This window comes from Cellulomonas wangsupingiae (genome assembly GCF_024508275.1).
Taxonomy (GTDB): Bacteria; Actinomycetota; Actinomycetes; order Actinomycetales; family Cellulomonadaceae; genus Cellulomonas; species Cellulomonas wangsupingiae.
Genome location: NZ_CP101989.1, coordinates 3907066 through 3921179 on the forward strand (window position 1 = coordinate 3907066; position 14114 = coordinate 3921179).

General features: G+C 74.7%; 15 protein-coding genes. 7 read left to right on the top strand and 8 right to left on the bottom strand.

From position 1 onward, the window contains the following. Positions 1–84: 84 nt before the first annotated feature. Both NP075_RS17940 and NP075_RS17945 read right to left on the bottom strand, forming a co-directional pair. Positions 85–1071: a sulfite exporter TauE/SafE family protein gene (locus NP075_RS17940; RefSeq protein WP_227563457.1), complete on the bottom strand. Its 987-nt coding sequence runs from the start codon at positions 1069–1071 to the stop codon at positions 85–87. Positions 1072–1231: 160 nt separating this feature from the next. Then, positions 1232–1690: an RrF2 family transcriptional regulator gene (locus NP075_RS17945; protein WP_227563458.1), complete on the bottom strand. Its 459-nt coding sequence runs from the start codon at positions 1688–1690 to the stop codon at positions 1232–1234. Positions 1691–1784: 94 nt separating this feature from the next. On the opposite strand from NP075_RS17945, the gene NP075_RS17950 reads away from it, so the two are divergent. The 5 genes from NP075_RS17950 to NP075_RS17970 all read left to right on the top strand — a co-directional run bounded on the left by NP075_RS17950 (position 1785) and on the right by NP075_RS17970 (position 6549). After that, positions 1785–2144 (top strand): metal-sensitive transcriptional regulator, encoded by a 360-nt coding sequence (locus tag NP075_RS17950; protein ID WP_227563459.1) that lies wholly within the window; start codon positions 1785–1787, stop codon positions 2142–2144. 117 nt (positions 2145–2261) lie between these two features. Next, a complete protein-coding gene (locus NP075_RS17955) occupies positions 2262–2492 on the top strand; it encodes a heavy-metal-associated domain-containing protein (RefSeq protein WP_227563460.1) in 231 nt (76 codons plus the stop codon). Positions 2493–2566: 74 nt separating this feature from the next. Next, positions 2567–5062 (top strand): heavy metal translocating P-type ATPase, encoded by a 2496-nt coding sequence (locus NP075_RS17960; RefSeq protein WP_227563516.1) that lies wholly within the window; start codon positions 2567–2569, stop codon positions 5060–5062. Between the two features lie 102 nt (positions 5063–5164). After that, positions 5165–6124, top strand: coding sequence for an SPFH domain-containing protein (locus NP075_RS17965; RefSeq protein ID WP_227563461.1), 960 nt, complete (start codon positions 5165–5167; stop codon positions 6122–6124). A gap of 248 nt (positions 6125–6372) precedes the next feature. Further along, entirely contained in the window at positions 6373–6549 is a 177-nt protein-coding gene (locus NP075_RS17970; protein WP_227563462.1) for a type II toxin-antitoxin system antitoxin, read from the top strand. Positions 6550–6668: 119 nt separating this feature from the next. On the opposite strand, the gene NP075_RS17975 is transcribed toward NP075_RS17970, so the two are convergent. The 4 genes from NP075_RS17975 to NP075_RS17990 are packed head-to-tail and all read right to left on the bottom strand — an operon-like array spanning position 6669 to position 9398. Further along, on the bottom strand, positions 6669–7475 hold the full coding sequence (locus NP075_RS17975; protein ID WP_227563463.1) for an ABC transporter permease: 807 nt from the start codon (positions 7473–7475) through the stop codon (positions 6669–6671). Next, positions 7472–8431, bottom strand: coding sequence for an ABC transporter ATP-binding protein (locus NP075_RS17980; RefSeq protein WP_227563464.1), 960 nt, complete (start codon positions 8429–8431; stop codon positions 7472–7474). Before NP075_RS17980 ends, NP075_RS17975 begins: the two co-directional genes overlap by 4 nt. After that, a complete protein-coding gene (locus NP075_RS17985) occupies positions 8428–8733 on the bottom strand; it encodes a transcriptional regulator (RefSeq protein WP_227563465.1) in 306 nt (101 codons plus the stop codon). Before NP075_RS17985 ends, NP075_RS17980 begins: the two co-directional genes overlap by 4 nt. Then, positions 8730–9398, bottom strand: coding sequence for a hypothetical protein (locus NP075_RS17990; RefSeq protein ID WP_227563466.1), 669 nt, complete (start codon positions 9396–9398; stop codon positions 8730–8732). The genes NP075_RS17985 and NP075_RS17990 overlap by 4 nt, the downstream gene beginning before the upstream one ends. Positions 9399–9514: 116 nt before the next feature. On the opposite strand from NP075_RS17990, the gene NP075_RS17995 reads away from it, so the two are divergent. Beyond that, the gene (locus NP075_RS17995; RefSeq protein ID WP_227563467.1) at positions 9515–10378 is read left to right on the top strand and encodes a CPBP family intramembrane glutamic endopeptidase; all 864 of its coding nucleotides are present in this window, start codon (positions 9515–9517) and stop codon (positions 10376–10378) included. A 1-nt stretch (position 10379) separates the two neighbouring features. Here the strand turns inward: NP075_RS17995 and NP075_RS18000 are convergent, their stop codons facing one another. Next, positions 10380–10967 carry an HdeD family acid-resistance protein gene (locus tag NP075_RS18000; RefSeq protein WP_227563468.1) on the bottom strand — a complete coding sequence of 196 codons (588 nt, stop codon included), beginning with the start codon at positions 10965–10967 and terminating at the stop codon, positions 10380–10382. 160 nt (positions 10968–11127) lie between these two features. Further along, positions 11128–11358 carry a helix-turn-helix domain-containing protein gene (locus NP075_RS18005; RefSeq protein ID WP_227563469.1) on the bottom strand — a complete coding sequence of 77 codons (231 nt, stop codon included), beginning with the start codon at positions 11356–11358 and terminating at the stop codon, positions 11128–11130. A 153-nt stretch (positions 11359–11511) separates the two neighbouring features. Between NP075_RS18005 and NP075_RS18010 the strand changes: the two genes are divergently transcribed. Continuing rightward, positions 11512–14094, top strand: a complete 2583-nt coding sequence (locus tag NP075_RS18010; RefSeq protein WP_227563470.1) for a lysylphosphatidylglycerol synthase domain-containing protein — start codon at positions 11512–11514, stop codon at positions 14092–14094. The last annotated feature ends 20 nt before the right edge of the window (positions 14095–14114 follow it).

Here is a 14114-nt window from a genome sequence, read left to right on the forward strand (position 1 = left end):
TCGCTGACCGCAGTCGATGAGCGACCTGAGCCCGGTCTCGTGGCGAGCCTGTCCCGGAGTGTGGACCGGCTCGGCAGGACGAGGTCAGCGAGTCGGCGGTGCCGGGTCCGCGTCGGCCGCGACGAGAGCCGGTGCGTCTGCGCTCGGGACGGCCGGGTCGGCGGCCCCGTGGCCCACCGCGGCGACGTCACCGCGACCGGCGGCCAGGTCGTTGCGGTACGCCCGGACCGACCACGTGATCGCGGCGATCCACACGAGCGCGATCACGCCGAGCACGATGCCCTCGGTCGGGGTGTCACCCTGACCGATCCAGTCCGAGCGCAGCAGCGTGCGGGCGTTCGTCAGCACGATGACTCCGCCGACCGCGGACCCGAGGACGCGGCCCGGCACCTTGCGGACCAGCCACGCGGCGATCGGCGCGGCGATGAGGCCGCCGATCAGCAGCGCCGCCACCCACGTGAAGTCGATGCCCTGCGAGCCGATCGCGAACAGGAAGCCCAGGCTCGCGGCGATCGCGACGAGGAACTCCGAGGTGTCGATGGACCCGACGACCTTGCGCGGCTCGAGACGGCCGCTGGCGAGCAGCGCGGGCGTCCCGACCGGGCCCCAGCCGCCGCCGCCCGTCGCGTCGACGAAGCCCGCGACCAGACCCAGCGGCGCGAGGAAGCGCGAGCGCAGCGGCAGGTGCAGGCGGTCGGTGCGCAGCCCCTTGAGCGTGAAGCGGACGAGCAGGTAGACGCCGAGGGCGAGCAGGATCAGCGACATCACGGGCTTGGCGGCGTCGGTCGAGAGGTTCGACAGGACCGTCGCGCCGGCGAACGCGCCGATCGCGCCGGGGACGCCGACCCGCAGGACGACCTTCCAGTCGACGTTGCCGAACTTCCAGTGCGAGACGCCCGACGCGAGCGTCGTCCCGATCTCCGCGAGGTGGACCGTGGCGGACGCCGCCGCGGGGTTGGTCCCGATCGCGAGCAGCAGCGTCGTGGAGGTCACGCCGTAGGCCATGCCCAGGCTTCCGTCGACGAGCTGCGCGGCGAGCCCGACGAGGGCGAGTAGGACGATCGTGGGCACGGGGACCACCTCGGGGAGGGCCGACCCGGACGGCGGGACCGGGTCGGAGGGTCGGCGCACGGACAGGTGTCCGCACTCCGCAGATAATTCCGACCGGCATGCTCCGCTTACAAGACCTGGCTCGCATCCTGAGACGGCGTCTCGGGGCCCGGACGCCGGATCAGGGGTTCTGCCAGGCGTCCTCCCGCGCGGCGAGCCGGTGCACCGACTCCGGCAGTTCCCGCTGCACGACGTCGGCCAGCGTGACGACGTCGAGAACGTCCCGCACGGCCGCGCGCAGGGCCACCCACACCTCGAGCAGCGCGGTCGCCGACCCCTCGTACGTGAGCCCCGGCGGGCGCACGTCCCGCACCGTGACGAGCGGGCCGTCGACGGCGCGGATGATGTCCGCGACCGTGATCTCGTCGGCCGCACGCGCCAGCAGGTACCCGCCCGAGCGCCCGCGCACGCTGGTCACGACGCCGCCGCGTCGCAGGTCGCCCATGATCCGCTCGAGGAAGCTGGTCGGGATGCCCTGGCCCGCGGCGAGCACGTCGCTCGGGACGGACTCACCCCCGGGCCGGCTCGCCAGCTCGGCACACGCCCGCACCGCATAGTCCGCCTTCGCCGAGACCCGCATGGGCTGATTCTCCCCTGCCGCGACGTGCACGGCGCGCACCCGTCGCCGGCGGTCGGGTGAGAGGCGGAATACCCCAGGGGGGTACCCTGTTGCGATGAGCGTGACCCCGACACCCACGCACGACGCCGTCGCGATCGCCGCCGCGCACGACGACGGCAGCGACGAGACCCCGGTGCACGGCTACACGCCCGCCAAGGCCGAGTACCTGCGCCGCCTGCGCCGCGTCGAGGGCCAGGTCCGGGGCATCGCCCGCATGGTCGACGAGGACGTGTACTGCATCGACGTCCTCACCCAGATCGCCGCCGTCACCAAGGCCCTGCAGGCCGTGGGCATCGGGCTCGTGGAGGACCACCTCGGCCACTGCGTCGTCGACGCGGCCCGCGAGTCCCCCGAGGCCGGCGCCGCCAAGGTGCGCGAGGCGTCCGCCGCCATCGCGCGGCTCGTCCGCAGCTGACCCGGCCGCCCCCACCCCCACCAGGCGGGCGGCCCCACCCCCGGTCGCACCGGCCGCCCACCGCCCACCGCGCGGGCCCCCGCCGCACCGGACCCACCGAGTCGAAGGAGCACCACCATGAGCACCACCACCTTCCGTGTCGACGGCATGACCTGCGGCCACTGCGTGAACGCCGTCACCGAGGAGCTCACCGCGCTGCCGGGCGTCACCGGCGTCGACGTCGAGCTCGTCACGGGCGGGTCCTCCCCCGTCACGGTCACCTCCGAGGCCCCGCTGGACCCGTCGGCCGTCGACGCCGCCGTGGCCGAGGCGGGCTACGCCGTGACACCCACCCGGTCGCTGCTGTGAGCACCGACGCGCCCGGCAGGCCCGGCGCCCGCGACGGCGTGACGGCCGCGGGGATCGACCTCGCGATCGAGGGCATGACGTGCGCGTCGTGCGTCGCGCGCGTCGAGAAGCGCCTCAACCGCGTCCCCGGCGCGAGCGCCACGGTCAACCTCGCGCTCGAGACGGCGCACGTGGACGTCACCGCGACGGACGACGCCCCCGCACCGAGCGTCGACGACCTCGTCGCCGCCGTGCGGGCGGCCGGCTACGACGCGCACCCCGTCCGGCGCCCGGGCACCCACGACGGCCACGGTGCCGACCGGGCCGGCGGGCACGAGCACGACGGCGGGCAGCACGACGGCGCGCAGCACGACGCCCTCGAGCACGCGCTGTCCGGCATGCAGCACGCCGGCATGGAGCACGACGCGTCGGACGACACGTCGGCCCCCGACGACACCCGCGGCGCCGACCTGCTGCGCCGCCTGCGCGTCGCCGCCGTGCTGACCGTCCCCGTGCTCGTCCTGAGCATGGTGCCGGCCACGCAGTTCCGCGGATGGCAGTGGCTGGTGGCGGCGCTCGCGCTGCCCGTCGCCACGTGGGCGGCCTGGCCGTTCCACCGGGCGGCCGTCCGCGCGGCCCGGCACGGTGCGTCGACGATGGACACGCTCGTGTCGATCGGCGTCGTCGCCGCGACCGCCTGGTCGCTGTGGGCGCTGCTGCTGGGCGGCACCGGAGAGCTCGGCATCCGCATGACGCCGGCGCTGTTCCCCGCCGCCGCCTCCGGCCACGGCGACCCGATGCCGGAGCTGTACTTCGAGGTCGCGGCCGTCGTCACCACGTTCCTCCTGGCCGGCCGGTACGCCGAGCACCGCTCCCGCCGCCGCGCGGGCGACGCCCTGCGCGCGCTGCTGGACCTGGGCGCGAAGGACGTCGCGCTGCTCGTGACCGGGCCCGACGGCCGGCGCGTCGAGCAGCGGGTGCCGGTCGACCGGCTCGCGGTGGGCGACGAGTTCGCCGTGCGCCCCGGTGAGAAGGTCGCGACCGACGGTGTCGTGGTGTCCGGGACGAGCGCCGTGGACACCTCGCTGCTGACCGGCGAGCCCGTGCCCCTCGACGTCGGGCCGGGCGACGAGCTCACCGGCGCGACCGTCAACACGTCCGGGCACCTCGTGGTCCGCGCGACGCGCGTGGGCGAGGAGACGCGCCTGGCGCAGATCGGCCGCCTGGTCGCGCGCGCGCAGACGGGCAAGGCACCCGTGCAGCGGCTCGCCGACCGGATCTCCGCGGTCTTCGTGCCCGTCGTGCTGGTCGTCGCGGTCGGCACCCTGGTCACCTGGCTGGCCACCGGGGGCGGCCTCCAGGCCGCGTTCACGGCCGCCGTGGCCGTGCTGATCATCGCGTGCCCCTGCGCGCTCGGCCTGGCCACACCCACCGCGCTGCTCGTGGGCACGGGACGCGGTGCGCAGCTCGGCATCCTCATCAAGGGTCCCGAGATCCTCGAGGAGACCCGGCGCGTCGACACGGTCGTGCTCGACAAGACCGGCACGGTCACGGCCGGCCGCATGGCGCTCGTCGACGTCGTCCCGGCGACGGGCGAGGACGCCGCCGAGGTCCACCGCCTCGCCGCCGCCGTGGAGGCGCTCGCCGAGCACCCCATCGCCCGCGCCATCGCCACCGCCACCCCGGTCACCCCCACCCCCACCCCCGCCGCGAGAGAGCAATCCAGTCACGGGCCCGATCACCCCGTGCCCGCGGCACCGGCGGGCGGCGCGCGCGTCGACGTCCCGGTCGGCGCGGACGGCGTCGGGATCGGTGCGGACGAGGTCCGGGAGTTCCGGGCCGACGCGGGCCGCGGCGTCAGCGGCGTGGTCCGCACCGCGCACAGCGGCGTCGGCCTCGCACGGCGGGTGCTCGTGGGCCGGCTCGGCTGGCTCGAGGAGCAGGGCGTGCGCACGGACGACGTCGCGGACGTCGTCGCGACGGCGGAGGCGGACGGGGCGACGGCCGTCGTCGCCGCGTGGGACGGACGGGCGCGCGGCGTCCTCGTCCTGCGGGACCCGGTCAAGCCGACGTCGGCCGCGGCCGTCCGCGAGCTGCGGGCGCTGGGGCTGCGGCCCGTGCTGCTCACGGGCGACAACCGGGGCGCCGCGCTGGCGACGGCTCGCGCGGTCGGCATCGCCGACGCCGACGTCGTCGCGCAGGTCATGCCGGACGAGAAGGTCGCGGCCGTCGAGCGGCTGCAGGCCGGTGGCGCACGCGTCGCGATGGTCGGCGACGGCGTCAACGACGCGGCCGCCCTCGCGACGGCGGACCTGGGCCTCGCGATGGGGACGGGCACCGACGTGGCGATCGAGGCGGCGGACCTCACCCTCGTCCGTGGCGACCTCGCGTCCGCCCCGCAGGCGATCCGGCTGTCGCGGCGCACGCTGCGGATCATCCGGCAGAACCTGTTCTGGGCGTTCGCGTACAACGTGGCGGCGATCCCGCTGGCGGCGTTCGGGCTGCTGAATCCGATGATCGCGGGCGCCGCGATGGCGTTCTCGTCGGTGCTGGTGGTGACCAACTCGCTGCGACTGCGCACCTTCGCCTGACGGGGCGGCGCCGGTCGGGTGATCCGGCCCGCGGATCACCCGGGCCCTGCTAAAGTGCTATCACATTGATAGCGCTCCGGCGCCTTTCCCGTGGAGGTCACCATGCCCGAGTCCGTCCCGCCGCAGGAGTCCGTAGGGGGGGACCCGAGCGGTCGCCCGGTCGGGCACGGCGGCGCCCGGGTGGACGTCGTCGAGCGCGACGCCTGGGCGCTCGGCGCCGGCCCGGCGGTGGTCGTGGCCCTGCTGGCACTGGCCGGGCTCGGCGCCTCGATCCCGCTGTTCATCGTCGCCGACGTCACCGAGCAGAACTGGTACGGCGTCCTGGGCCTCGCCACCCTCGTCCTCGGGGTGGTGCTGCTCACGTCCGTCGCCGTCGTCAGCCCCGGGCAGACGCGCGTCGTGCAGTTCTTCGGCCGCTACATCGGCACCATCCGGCGCACCGGCCTCGTCCTCACCGTGCCGCTGACGTTCCGCAAGAACGTGTCGGTGCGCGTGCGCAACTTCGAGACGAACGAGCTCAAGGTCAACGACGAGGACGGCAACCCGATCAACATCGCGGCGATCGTCGTGTGGCAGGTCGCCGACACCGCCAAGGCCACGTTCGCGGTCGAGGACTACGCCGACTTCGTGCGCGTGCAGTCCGAGTCCGCGCTGCGGCACGTCGCGATGTCGCACCCGTACGACCACGCGGACAACGGCGAGAACTCGCTGCGGGGCGCCACCGACGTCGTCTCCGCGGAGATCGCGGCCGAGGTCGCGGCCCGCGTCGTCATCGCCGGCCTCGAGGTCATCGAGGCCCGCATCTCCAACCTCGCGTACGCCCCCGAGATCGCGCAGGCGATGCTGCAGCGCCAGCAGGCCGGCGCGATCATCGCGGCCCGCGAGCGGATCGTCGAGGGTGCGGTCTCGATGGTCGAGGGCGCCCTGAGCCGGCTCGAGGACGACGGCGTCGTCGAGCTCGACAACGACCGCCGCGCCGCGATGGTGTCGAACCTGCTCGTCGTCCTGTGCGGCGAGTCCCGCGCGACGCCCGTCATCAACACCGGGTCGCTCTACGCGTGACCATCGAGGAGCCCGCGCAGGGGGACAGCCCGTCGCCGGGAGGTGACGGCGCCGGGTCGTCCCCTCGCGGGGTCGGGGGCGGCGGTGGGCGTGCTGGATCGTCCTCTCACGGGGAGGGGGGTGGCGGCGAGCGTGCTGGATCGTCCTCTCACGGGGAGGGGGGTGGCGGCGAGCGTGCTGGATCGTCCTCTCACGGGGTGGGGGGTGGCGGTGCGGCTGCGCGGCCGGTGCGCCGGGAGCGGCGTCAGGTGCTGCTGCGCCTGGACCCGGCCGTGCACGACGCGCTCGCGAAGTGGGCGGCGGATGACCTGCGGAGCGTCAACGCCCAGATCGACCTGCTGCTGCGCCGCGCGCTGACGGACGCCGGCCGGATGCCCGACGCCGCAGGCGGCCCACCGCGTCGCGGCCGCCCTCGCGCCACCTGACCCGCCCCGTGCGCCGTGCCCCGAGCGCGGTACTCGACCACCGAGCGCGGTACTCGTAGGTACCGCGCTCGAGGGTCGAGTACCGCGCTCGGCGGGTGGGGGTGGGGGTGGGGGTGGGGTCAGCGGAAGCGGCGGCCCTCGTCCCTGCGGACTGCCCCGACCGCGAGGGCGGCGAAGACGGCCGTCCACGCGAGCAGCACGGGCAGGGCGAACGCGCTCGCCTCGACGCCCGTGGTGACCTGCACGACGAGGTCGCGGGCCGCCCGCGACGGCAGCGCCTGGGAGATCGCGTCGAGCCAGTCGGGGAAGACCTCGGGCGGCATGAACAGCCCTCCGGCGAACGCGAGCGGGAACAGCACGCACTGCACGACCGCGAGCGCGGCCTTGGTCGACATCGCGTACCCGATGGCCATGCCGAGCAGGGTGAAGGGCACGGCGATCGCCGCGACCATCACGACGGCGCCCAGGGCACGCGCGGGCGTGAGCGTCGCGGCGGTCAGGACGATCCCGATGACGACGGGCGGGACCAGCGCGAGGTACGCCCACAGCAGCCCGTTGACGACCCGCCCGGCGAGCCGCGGCCCGGGACGCGCGGGCAGCGTGCGGACGAACGTGTCGAACGGCAGCGCGCGGTCCTCCGCGACGCCCGCCCCGTGCGTGAAGAGGCAGGCGGACATGATGGCGAACGTGCCGAGCTGCGCGATCGCGGCGGTCGACGCGACGGGGTCCGACGTGATCGCGCTCTGCGGGACGACGAAGAACAGCAGCGCGAGCCCGGGGAACAGCAGGTTGCCGATGACGGCGATGGGCACGCGGACGGTCTCGAGGAACTGGTAGCGCGTGTGCAGCCACGCCAGCGACCCCCAGGGCCGCAGGGCGGGACGCGGGACGGACGGTGCGGGCCGCGCGGCGGCGGTCGTGGTCATCGGGACACCTCCGGGAGGGTCGACGCCTCGGCCGGTGCCGCGGGCGCGTCGTGCGACGTGAGGGAGAGGAACGCCTCCTCGAGGGACGCGCCGCGCACCTCGAGGTCGGTGAACGGCACGGCCCGCTCGACGAGCGCGCGCACGGCGGCGTCGGCGTCCGACGCGACGAGCGTGACGCGGGTGCCGCGGGCGGTGGCCGAGACGTCGGCGACGTCCTGCACACCCGGCAGGGCGGACAGGGCGTCGGCCGCACCGGCGCCGACGGTGAGCGCGACGCGGCGCACGGCGACGAGGTCCAGGACGCGCGCCAGCGTGTCGTCGGCCAGGACGCGTCCGTCGCCGACGACGACGACACGCTCGGCGAGGGCCTCGATCTCCTCGAGGTAGTGGCTGGTCACGATGACCGTGGCGCCGTCGGCGTGGTAGTCGCGCAGCGCCTGCCACAGCACGTGCCGCGCCTCGACGTCCAGGCCGGTGGTCGGCTCGTCGAGCAGGACCAGCCGTGGGCGTCCGACGAGGGACAGCCCGACCGCGAGCCGCCGCTTCTGCCCGCCGGACAGGGCGCCGGTCTGCCGCTCGGCGAGGTCGGTGAGCCCGAAGCGGGCCATGACCTCGCCGCGCGGCATCGGGTCCGTGAAGTGCCCGGCGACGAAGTCGACGACCTCGCGCACCTTGAGCGTCTCGGGCAGGCCCGTCTCCTGCGGCGTGGTGCCCAGCGAGGTGCGGGCTGCGGGGTCCCGGGGGTTGCGGCCGAACAGCCGGACGGTCCCCTCGTCGGGGGTCCGCAGTCCGGCGAGCAGCGACAGCAGGGTCGTCTTGCCGGCGCCGTTGGGCCCCAGCAGCCCGACGATCTCGCCCGCGTCGACGTGCAGGCTGACGTCGTCGAGCGCGGTGACGGCACCGAAGCGCCGGGTGACGTGCTCGACGAGGACCGGTGGCGCGGTGTCGGTGGTCATGGCCGTGCTCCCTTGAGCAGCTCCGTGAGGGTCTGGGTGTACCGCTCGAACGCGAGGCGCCCGGCGGGGGTGAGCTCGACGTACGTCGCCGGGGTGCGGCCCACGTGCGTCTTGGTCTGGGTGACGTACCCGGCGTCCTCGAGGCGACGCAGGTGCGTGGACAGGTTGCCGGCGGTCATGTCGAGCAGCTTGCCCAGCCGTGGGAACGAGATGCGGTCCCCCCGCTCGAGCGCGGCCAGCGTGGCGACGACCCGCAGCCGGGACGCCGAGTGGATCACCGGGTCGAGGTCGACCTCGCTCATGCGCGCCGCCGGCGCAGTGCGGCCAGGACGGCGGCGACGAGCATCCCGCCACCACCGGCGAACGCCATGACGAGGTAGCCGTCGGGCATCGGGACGAGGCTCGCGGCCCCGGCGGTGACGATCATCCACGCGCCGATGAGGTACATCGACACCTCGCGCCACAGCGCACCGCCGGCCATGTAGAGCAGCCCGACGACGACGCAGGCGATGCCGTTGGCGACGACCGCGATCACGACGGGGTTCGCACCCGCGCCGACGACGCCGGCGACGATGAGGCCCTGACCGGTGAACCCGATGGCCCACGCCCAGCCGTACATGATCCCGACCTGCTGGCTGGTGCCGGCGATGCCGTGCGTCGCGCGCGCCACGTGCACGATCGTGATCACCATCGCCACGGCGGCGACGGCGGCGAACACGAGCCCGCCACGACCGGTGGACGTGTGGGTGGGTGACGTGGTGGCCGTCCACCACTGCGCGGCGTACCCGACGAGCCAGGCGACGCCCCAGACGCCGAACATGAGCCGGTTGTCCACGTCGGTGTCGCGCACACGGCGCCGCTGGGCGGCGACGATGGCGAGCCCTTCGCGCGGGTCGGGCGGCGCGTCGTCGGTGTCGGGGCGCGGCGCGGCCCCGGACCCACCGTGCGGTGGTTCGTGTCGTTCCATGTCGTCCTCCTCGTACTTTGCGATGCAAAGTACTTTGCTCGATCGACACCTCTGTGTCAACGGCCCGCGCCCGCTTCCACCCGGTGGGGGTCGGCAGAGGGCTCTACGCTGCCGGGATGGACAGGTCGGCGACCGCCGCGGGGGGCGGGCCAGATGACGGCGCGCGCGCCGACGGCGCAGGCGGTCGCGAGCGGCCCACCGGCACGCCCGCGCCCGGCGACCGGGCGGTGGCCCGGCGCCTGACGGCGGAGATCTGGATCGTCCTCGGCCTGTCGCTGGGCAAGTCGGCGGTGTACGCCGTCGTCTCCCTGGTCGCCAAGCTCACGGCCGGCCCGCCGCTGGCAGAGCAGACGACGACGCTCAACCCCAGCCGGTCACCGCGGCCCTACCTCGACCTCACGTACCAGCTGCTGTCCATCGGGTTCGCGCTGCTGCCCGTCGCGCTCGCGCTGTACCTGCTGTCCGCCCACGGCCGGTCGGCCGTGCGCCGCATCGGCCTCGACGGCGCCCGGCCGTGGCGCGACCTGGGCGTCGGGGTCGGCCTCGCGGCGCTCATCGGCATCCCCGGCCTCGGGCTCTACGTCGTGGGACGGGCGATCGGCATCACGGTCGAGGTCCAGGCGGCGGCGCTCAACGCGGCATGGTGGACCGTGCCGGTGCTGATCCTGGCGGCGCTGCAGAACGCGCTGCTGGAGGAGGTGATCGCCGTCGGCTACCTCATGGAGCGGCTGCGCGAGCTGCGCTGGGGCACGCCTGCGATCATCGCGGCGAGCGCCCTGCTGCGCGGGTCGTACCACCTGTACCAGGGGTGGGGCGCGTTCGTCGGCAACGTCGTCATGGGCGTCGTGTTCGCGGAGTACTACCGGCGACGGCGACGCGTCATGCCGCTCGTCGTCGCGCACACGACGATCGACGTGGTCGCGTTCGTCGGCTACGCGCTGCTGCCCGACGCCTGGCTGGAGGCCATCGGCGTCACCTGAGTCAGACGACCGCGGAGTCGCGTCCCAGGCCCTTGACGGCCTCCCGCACCGCGAACCCGCTGACGACGTTGAGCACGCCCCCGACGAACGCGAACAGCCCCAGGAGCACGCCGAACACCGCGAGGCTGCCCTGCGGACGGGCGATCAGCAGGAGCGCGAACAGCGTGCAGACCAGGCCGAACGCGAGCGGCCAGTGCCAGCCCGCGTCGCGCGACCGCGACAGCGCGACCGCGGCGAGGATCGACACGACGCCGAGCACGAGGAGCCACGCGGCCAGCAGGAAGAACAGCACCCGCACGGTGGGCCCGGGCCACAGCACGACGACGGCGCCCACGGCGAGCCCGGCGACGCCCTCGACCACCCACCACGTCCCCCCGGGGACGCCCCGGTTCGACAATCCCTGGATGATCGCGACGACGCCGTCGACGATCGCGAAGATGCCGAACAGCCACACGATCGCCTCGACCGACGCCGCCGGCTGCGCCATCAGCAGCAGTCCGAGCACCAGCAGCAGCACGCCGCGCAGCACGGGCAGCCACCACACCTTGCGCAGCGTCCGCGTGACGTGCGCCGTGACGTCGTCGACCATCGTGCGACCTCCTCACGGGCCCCGCGGGACCCCAGGGCGGTGGCGCGGTGCGTACCGCGCGACGGCACCCCTGGGCCGAAGGTAGCGCGCGGCGCCGGTCGCGGCGCGCCCAGCCGTCGACGCCTGCTCGCGGCCGGCGGACACCGCGGCCGGTGGCACGTCAGACCTCGCGGCGGCGGCCCCCGTACCGGCGGTGGACGGCCTGCTTGCTGACCCCGAGCATCGTCGCGATCGCCGCCCACGGGACGCCTGCGGCGCGCGCCCGACGGACGGCGACGGCCTCGCGCCGCTCGACCTCCCGTCGCAGCTGCGACAGCGCGAGCAGGGCACCCAGCGGGTCGTCGTCCTCGGACCGGGCGACCAGTGCGGACATGTCGGCCTCCTGCGTCATCGGTGCTCCTCGTCGATCCATGCGTCAACACATGTTGACGCCGCTGGGTGCCCGATGTCAACACGTGTTGACTCCCGGGACGGAGACCACGACGCGAAAGACCCGCCGTCAGATGGACGAGCCGCGCGCAGCCCGCTGCCTACACTCGCCATCATGCCCATGTCGTCGCCGCCTGCACCGGACGGTGCCGTCGGCGACCCCGCCCCCGGGAACCCGGACCGGGACGCGCCACCGGGCGACGGCACCGCCCCCACCGCCGCCGTACGCGCCGTCCGCTCGCCCGTCGACGTGTGGGACGTGCGCCCGCGACGCGTGCACCGCCCCAGCGACCTGCTCGGCGCGACCCTGACGACCGTCGCCGCCGTGCTCGTGGTCATCCTCGCGACGTACGCCCAGAACACGACGACGGGCGTCGCGGAGGACGTCCAGGGGTTCGCGACGCTGCTGCGGCGCATCCTGTTCGTCCCCGTCAACGTCCTGGTCGGGTTCACCACGGTCGTGGTGCCCATCGCCGTGCTCACCGAGCTCGCGCTCCGGCGCCTCGGACGCCAGCTGCTGCAGGCGGTCGTCGCCGCGATCGCCGCGATGCTCGTCGTCGCCGCGCTGTACTGGACCTTCCTCACGTTCGGTTCCGACGACCTGGTGCGCGGCCTGTCGGTGCGGCTCGGCGGCGAGTGGACGCTGCTGATCCCCGAGTACACGGCGATGCTGACGGCCCTGCTGACGGTGGCCGGCCCGCGCAACCGCCGACGCTCCGTCGCGTGGTCGTGGAACCTGCTGTGGGTGGCGGTCGGCGTCACCCTCATCACCGCGGCCGTGTCGCTGCCGGGGCTGGGCCTCGCTCTCCTCGTCGGCCGGGTCGCCGGGCTCACGGCGCGCTACGTGGGCGGCGTGGACCCCGAGCGCGCGTACGACGCCGCACTGCTCGCCGGGATCCGGCGCACCGGCGTCGAGCCCGCCACCGTCGTCCGCGTCCCCGACCCCGTCCTCGAGGCCGACCGCACCGCCGCGACCGCCGAGGCCGTCGCCGCGCTGCCCGAGGGCACACGCGCGCAGCGGGCGCTCGTGCGCGCGTCGGGCGACCGGCTCTACGACGTCACCACCGACGACGGCCGCCACCTCGACCTGCTGGTCTTCGACGGCGACCGCCAGGTGGTCGGCATGCTGACCCGCCTGTGGCGCAGCCTGCGGCTGCGCGGGCTGGAGGGCCGGTCCGCCCTGTCGCTGCGGCAGGCCACCGAACGCGCCGCCCTGCTGTCGTACGCCGCCCGCGCCGCGGGTGTCTGCACGCCCCAGCTGCTGAGCATCGCCGAGGCCGAGGACTCGATGCTGCTGCTGCAGGAGACCACGGGCGACGCGGTGCCCCTGTCCGACCTCGCCACGCAGGACGTCGACGACGACGTGCTGCACGCGATCTGGGACCAGCTGAGCCTGGCCCACGCCGCCGGCATCGCGCACCGCTCGCTGACCTCGGACGTCATCCTCGTCGAGCGAGGTCCCCAGGGCCCGCGCGTGTGGATCACCGCGTGGGAGCTGGGCGACGTGGCGTCGTCCGAGCTGGCCCGCCGCATGGACACGATGCAGCTCATCGCGCTGCTCGCGCTGCGCGTCGGCGCCGCGCGCGCCGTCGAGTCCGCGGCGGGGGTGCTGCCGGCCGCCGACATCCGGTCCATCGGCCCGCTGCTGCAGACGGTCGCGCTGCCCCGCCGGACGCGCGACGAGATGCGCGCGCACAAGGAGGTCCTCGCCGAGCTGCGGTCCGCCCTGGTCGCCCGCCTGCCGGAGGCCGACGTCCAGCCGCAGCAGCTCGTGCGCTTCGGGGCCCGCACGATCCTGACGATCCTGCTGACGACCGTCGCGGTGTTCGTCGTGCTCACGTACGTCAACGTCGCCCAGATCGGCACGGTCCTCGCCGAGAGCGACTGGCGCTACTCGGCCCTGGCGGCGGCGCTGGGTCTCGTCACGCTGCTGGGCGCGGCGCTCGCCTTCGTCGCGTTCTCCCCCGTGCGCCTGCCCGTGTGGCGCGCGACGCTCGTGCAGACGGCCGCGACGTTCGTCGCGCTCGCGGCGCCCGCCGGCATCGGACCGGCCGCGCTCAACCTGCGGATGCTCACGCGCCGCGGCGTCAGCGGCACCCTCGCGGGCGCCACCGTCGCGCTGGTGCAGGTCAGCCAGTTCGTCACGACCCTGCTGCTGCTGCTCGTGCTGACCGTGACGTCGGGCGTGCACTCGCCGACGTCGTTCTCCGTGTCGCCCGCCATGCTGGTCGCGCTGGCGGTCGTGGCGGGTCTCGTCGGGATCGCGATGCTCTTCCCCGGCGTGCGGACGTGGGTGCAGCGCACGGTCGGGCCGACCATGCGCCAGACGCTCCCCCGGCTCATCGAGGTGCTCGGGCAGCCGTGGCGCCTCGCGCTGGCGCTCGGCGGCAACGTCCTCATGACGATGGGCTACGTGCTCGCCTTCGACGCCGCGCTCGCGGCCCTCGGCCAGGAGGCGTCCCTCGTGCAGGTCGCGCTCGTTTACCTCACGGGCAACACGGCCGGCTCGGTGATCCCCACCCCCGGGGGTATCGGGACGGTGGAGACGGCCCTGGCGCTCGGCCTGTCGACCGTCGCGGGCATCAACCTCGGTGTCGCGGGCACGGTCGCCCTGCTGTTCCGGCTCCTGACGTTCTGGATCCGGCTGCCGCTCGGCTGGCTCGCGATGCGCTACCTCACGCGGGTCGGCGAGCTCTGAGGGAGCGGCCCGGCCGCACG

What these genes read in the sequence shown, in the direction of transcription:
- NP075_RS18000 (WP_227563468.1), bottom strand. Translation starts at nt 10,967, where the DNA reads ATGGTCGACGACGTCACGGCGCACGTCACGCGGACGCTGCGCAAGGTG.
- NP075_RS17990 (WP_227563466.1), bottom strand. Translation starts at nt 9,398, where the DNA reads ATGGAACGACACGAACCACCGCACGGTGGGTCCGGGGCCGCGCCGCGC.
- NP075_RS17985 (WP_227563465.1), bottom strand. Translation starts at nt 8,733, where the DNA reads ATGAGCGAGGTCGACCTCGACCCGGTGATCCACTCGGCGTCCCGGCTG.
- NP075_RS17945 (WP_227563458.1), bottom strand. Translation starts at nt 1,690, where the DNA reads ATGCGGGTCTCGGCGAAGGCGGACTATGCGGTGCGGGCGTGTGCCGAG.
- NP075_RS17975 (WP_227563463.1), bottom strand. Translation starts at nt 7,475, where the DNA reads ATGACCACGACCGCCGCCGCGCGGCCCGCACCGTCCGTCCCGCGTCCC.
- NP075_RS18010 (WP_227563470.1), top strand. Translation starts at nt 11,512, where the DNA reads ATGCCCATGTCGTCGCCGCCTGCACCGGACGGTGCCGTCGGCGACCCC.
- NP075_RS17960 (WP_227563516.1), top strand. Translation starts at nt 2,567, where the DNA reads ATGACGTGCGCGTCGTGCGTCGCGCGCGTCGAGAAGCGCCTCAACCGC.
- NP075_RS17955 (WP_227563460.1), top strand. Translation starts at nt 2,262, where the DNA reads ATGAGCACCACCACCTTCCGTGTCGACGGCATGACCTGCGGCCACTGC.
- NP075_RS17980 (WP_227563464.1), bottom strand. Translation starts at nt 8,431, where the DNA reads ATGACCACCGACACCGCGCCACCGGTCCTCGTCGAGCACGTCACCCGG.
- NP075_RS17950 (WP_227563459.1), top strand. Translation starts at nt 1,785, where the DNA reads ATGAGCGTGACCCCGACACCCACGCACGACGCCGTCGCGATCGCCGCC.
- NP075_RS17965 (WP_227563461.1), top strand. Translation starts at nt 5,165, where the DNA reads ATGCCCGAGTCCGTCCCGCCGCAGGAGTCCGTAGGGGGGGACCCGAGC.
- NP075_RS17995 (WP_227563467.1), top strand. Translation starts at nt 9,515, where the DNA reads ATGGACAGGTCGGCGACCGCCGCGGGGGGCGGGCCAGATGACGGCGCG.
- NP075_RS18005 (WP_227563469.1), bottom strand. Translation starts at nt 11,358, where the DNA reads ATGACGCAGGAGGCCGACATGTCCGCACTGGTCGCCCGGTCCGAGGAC.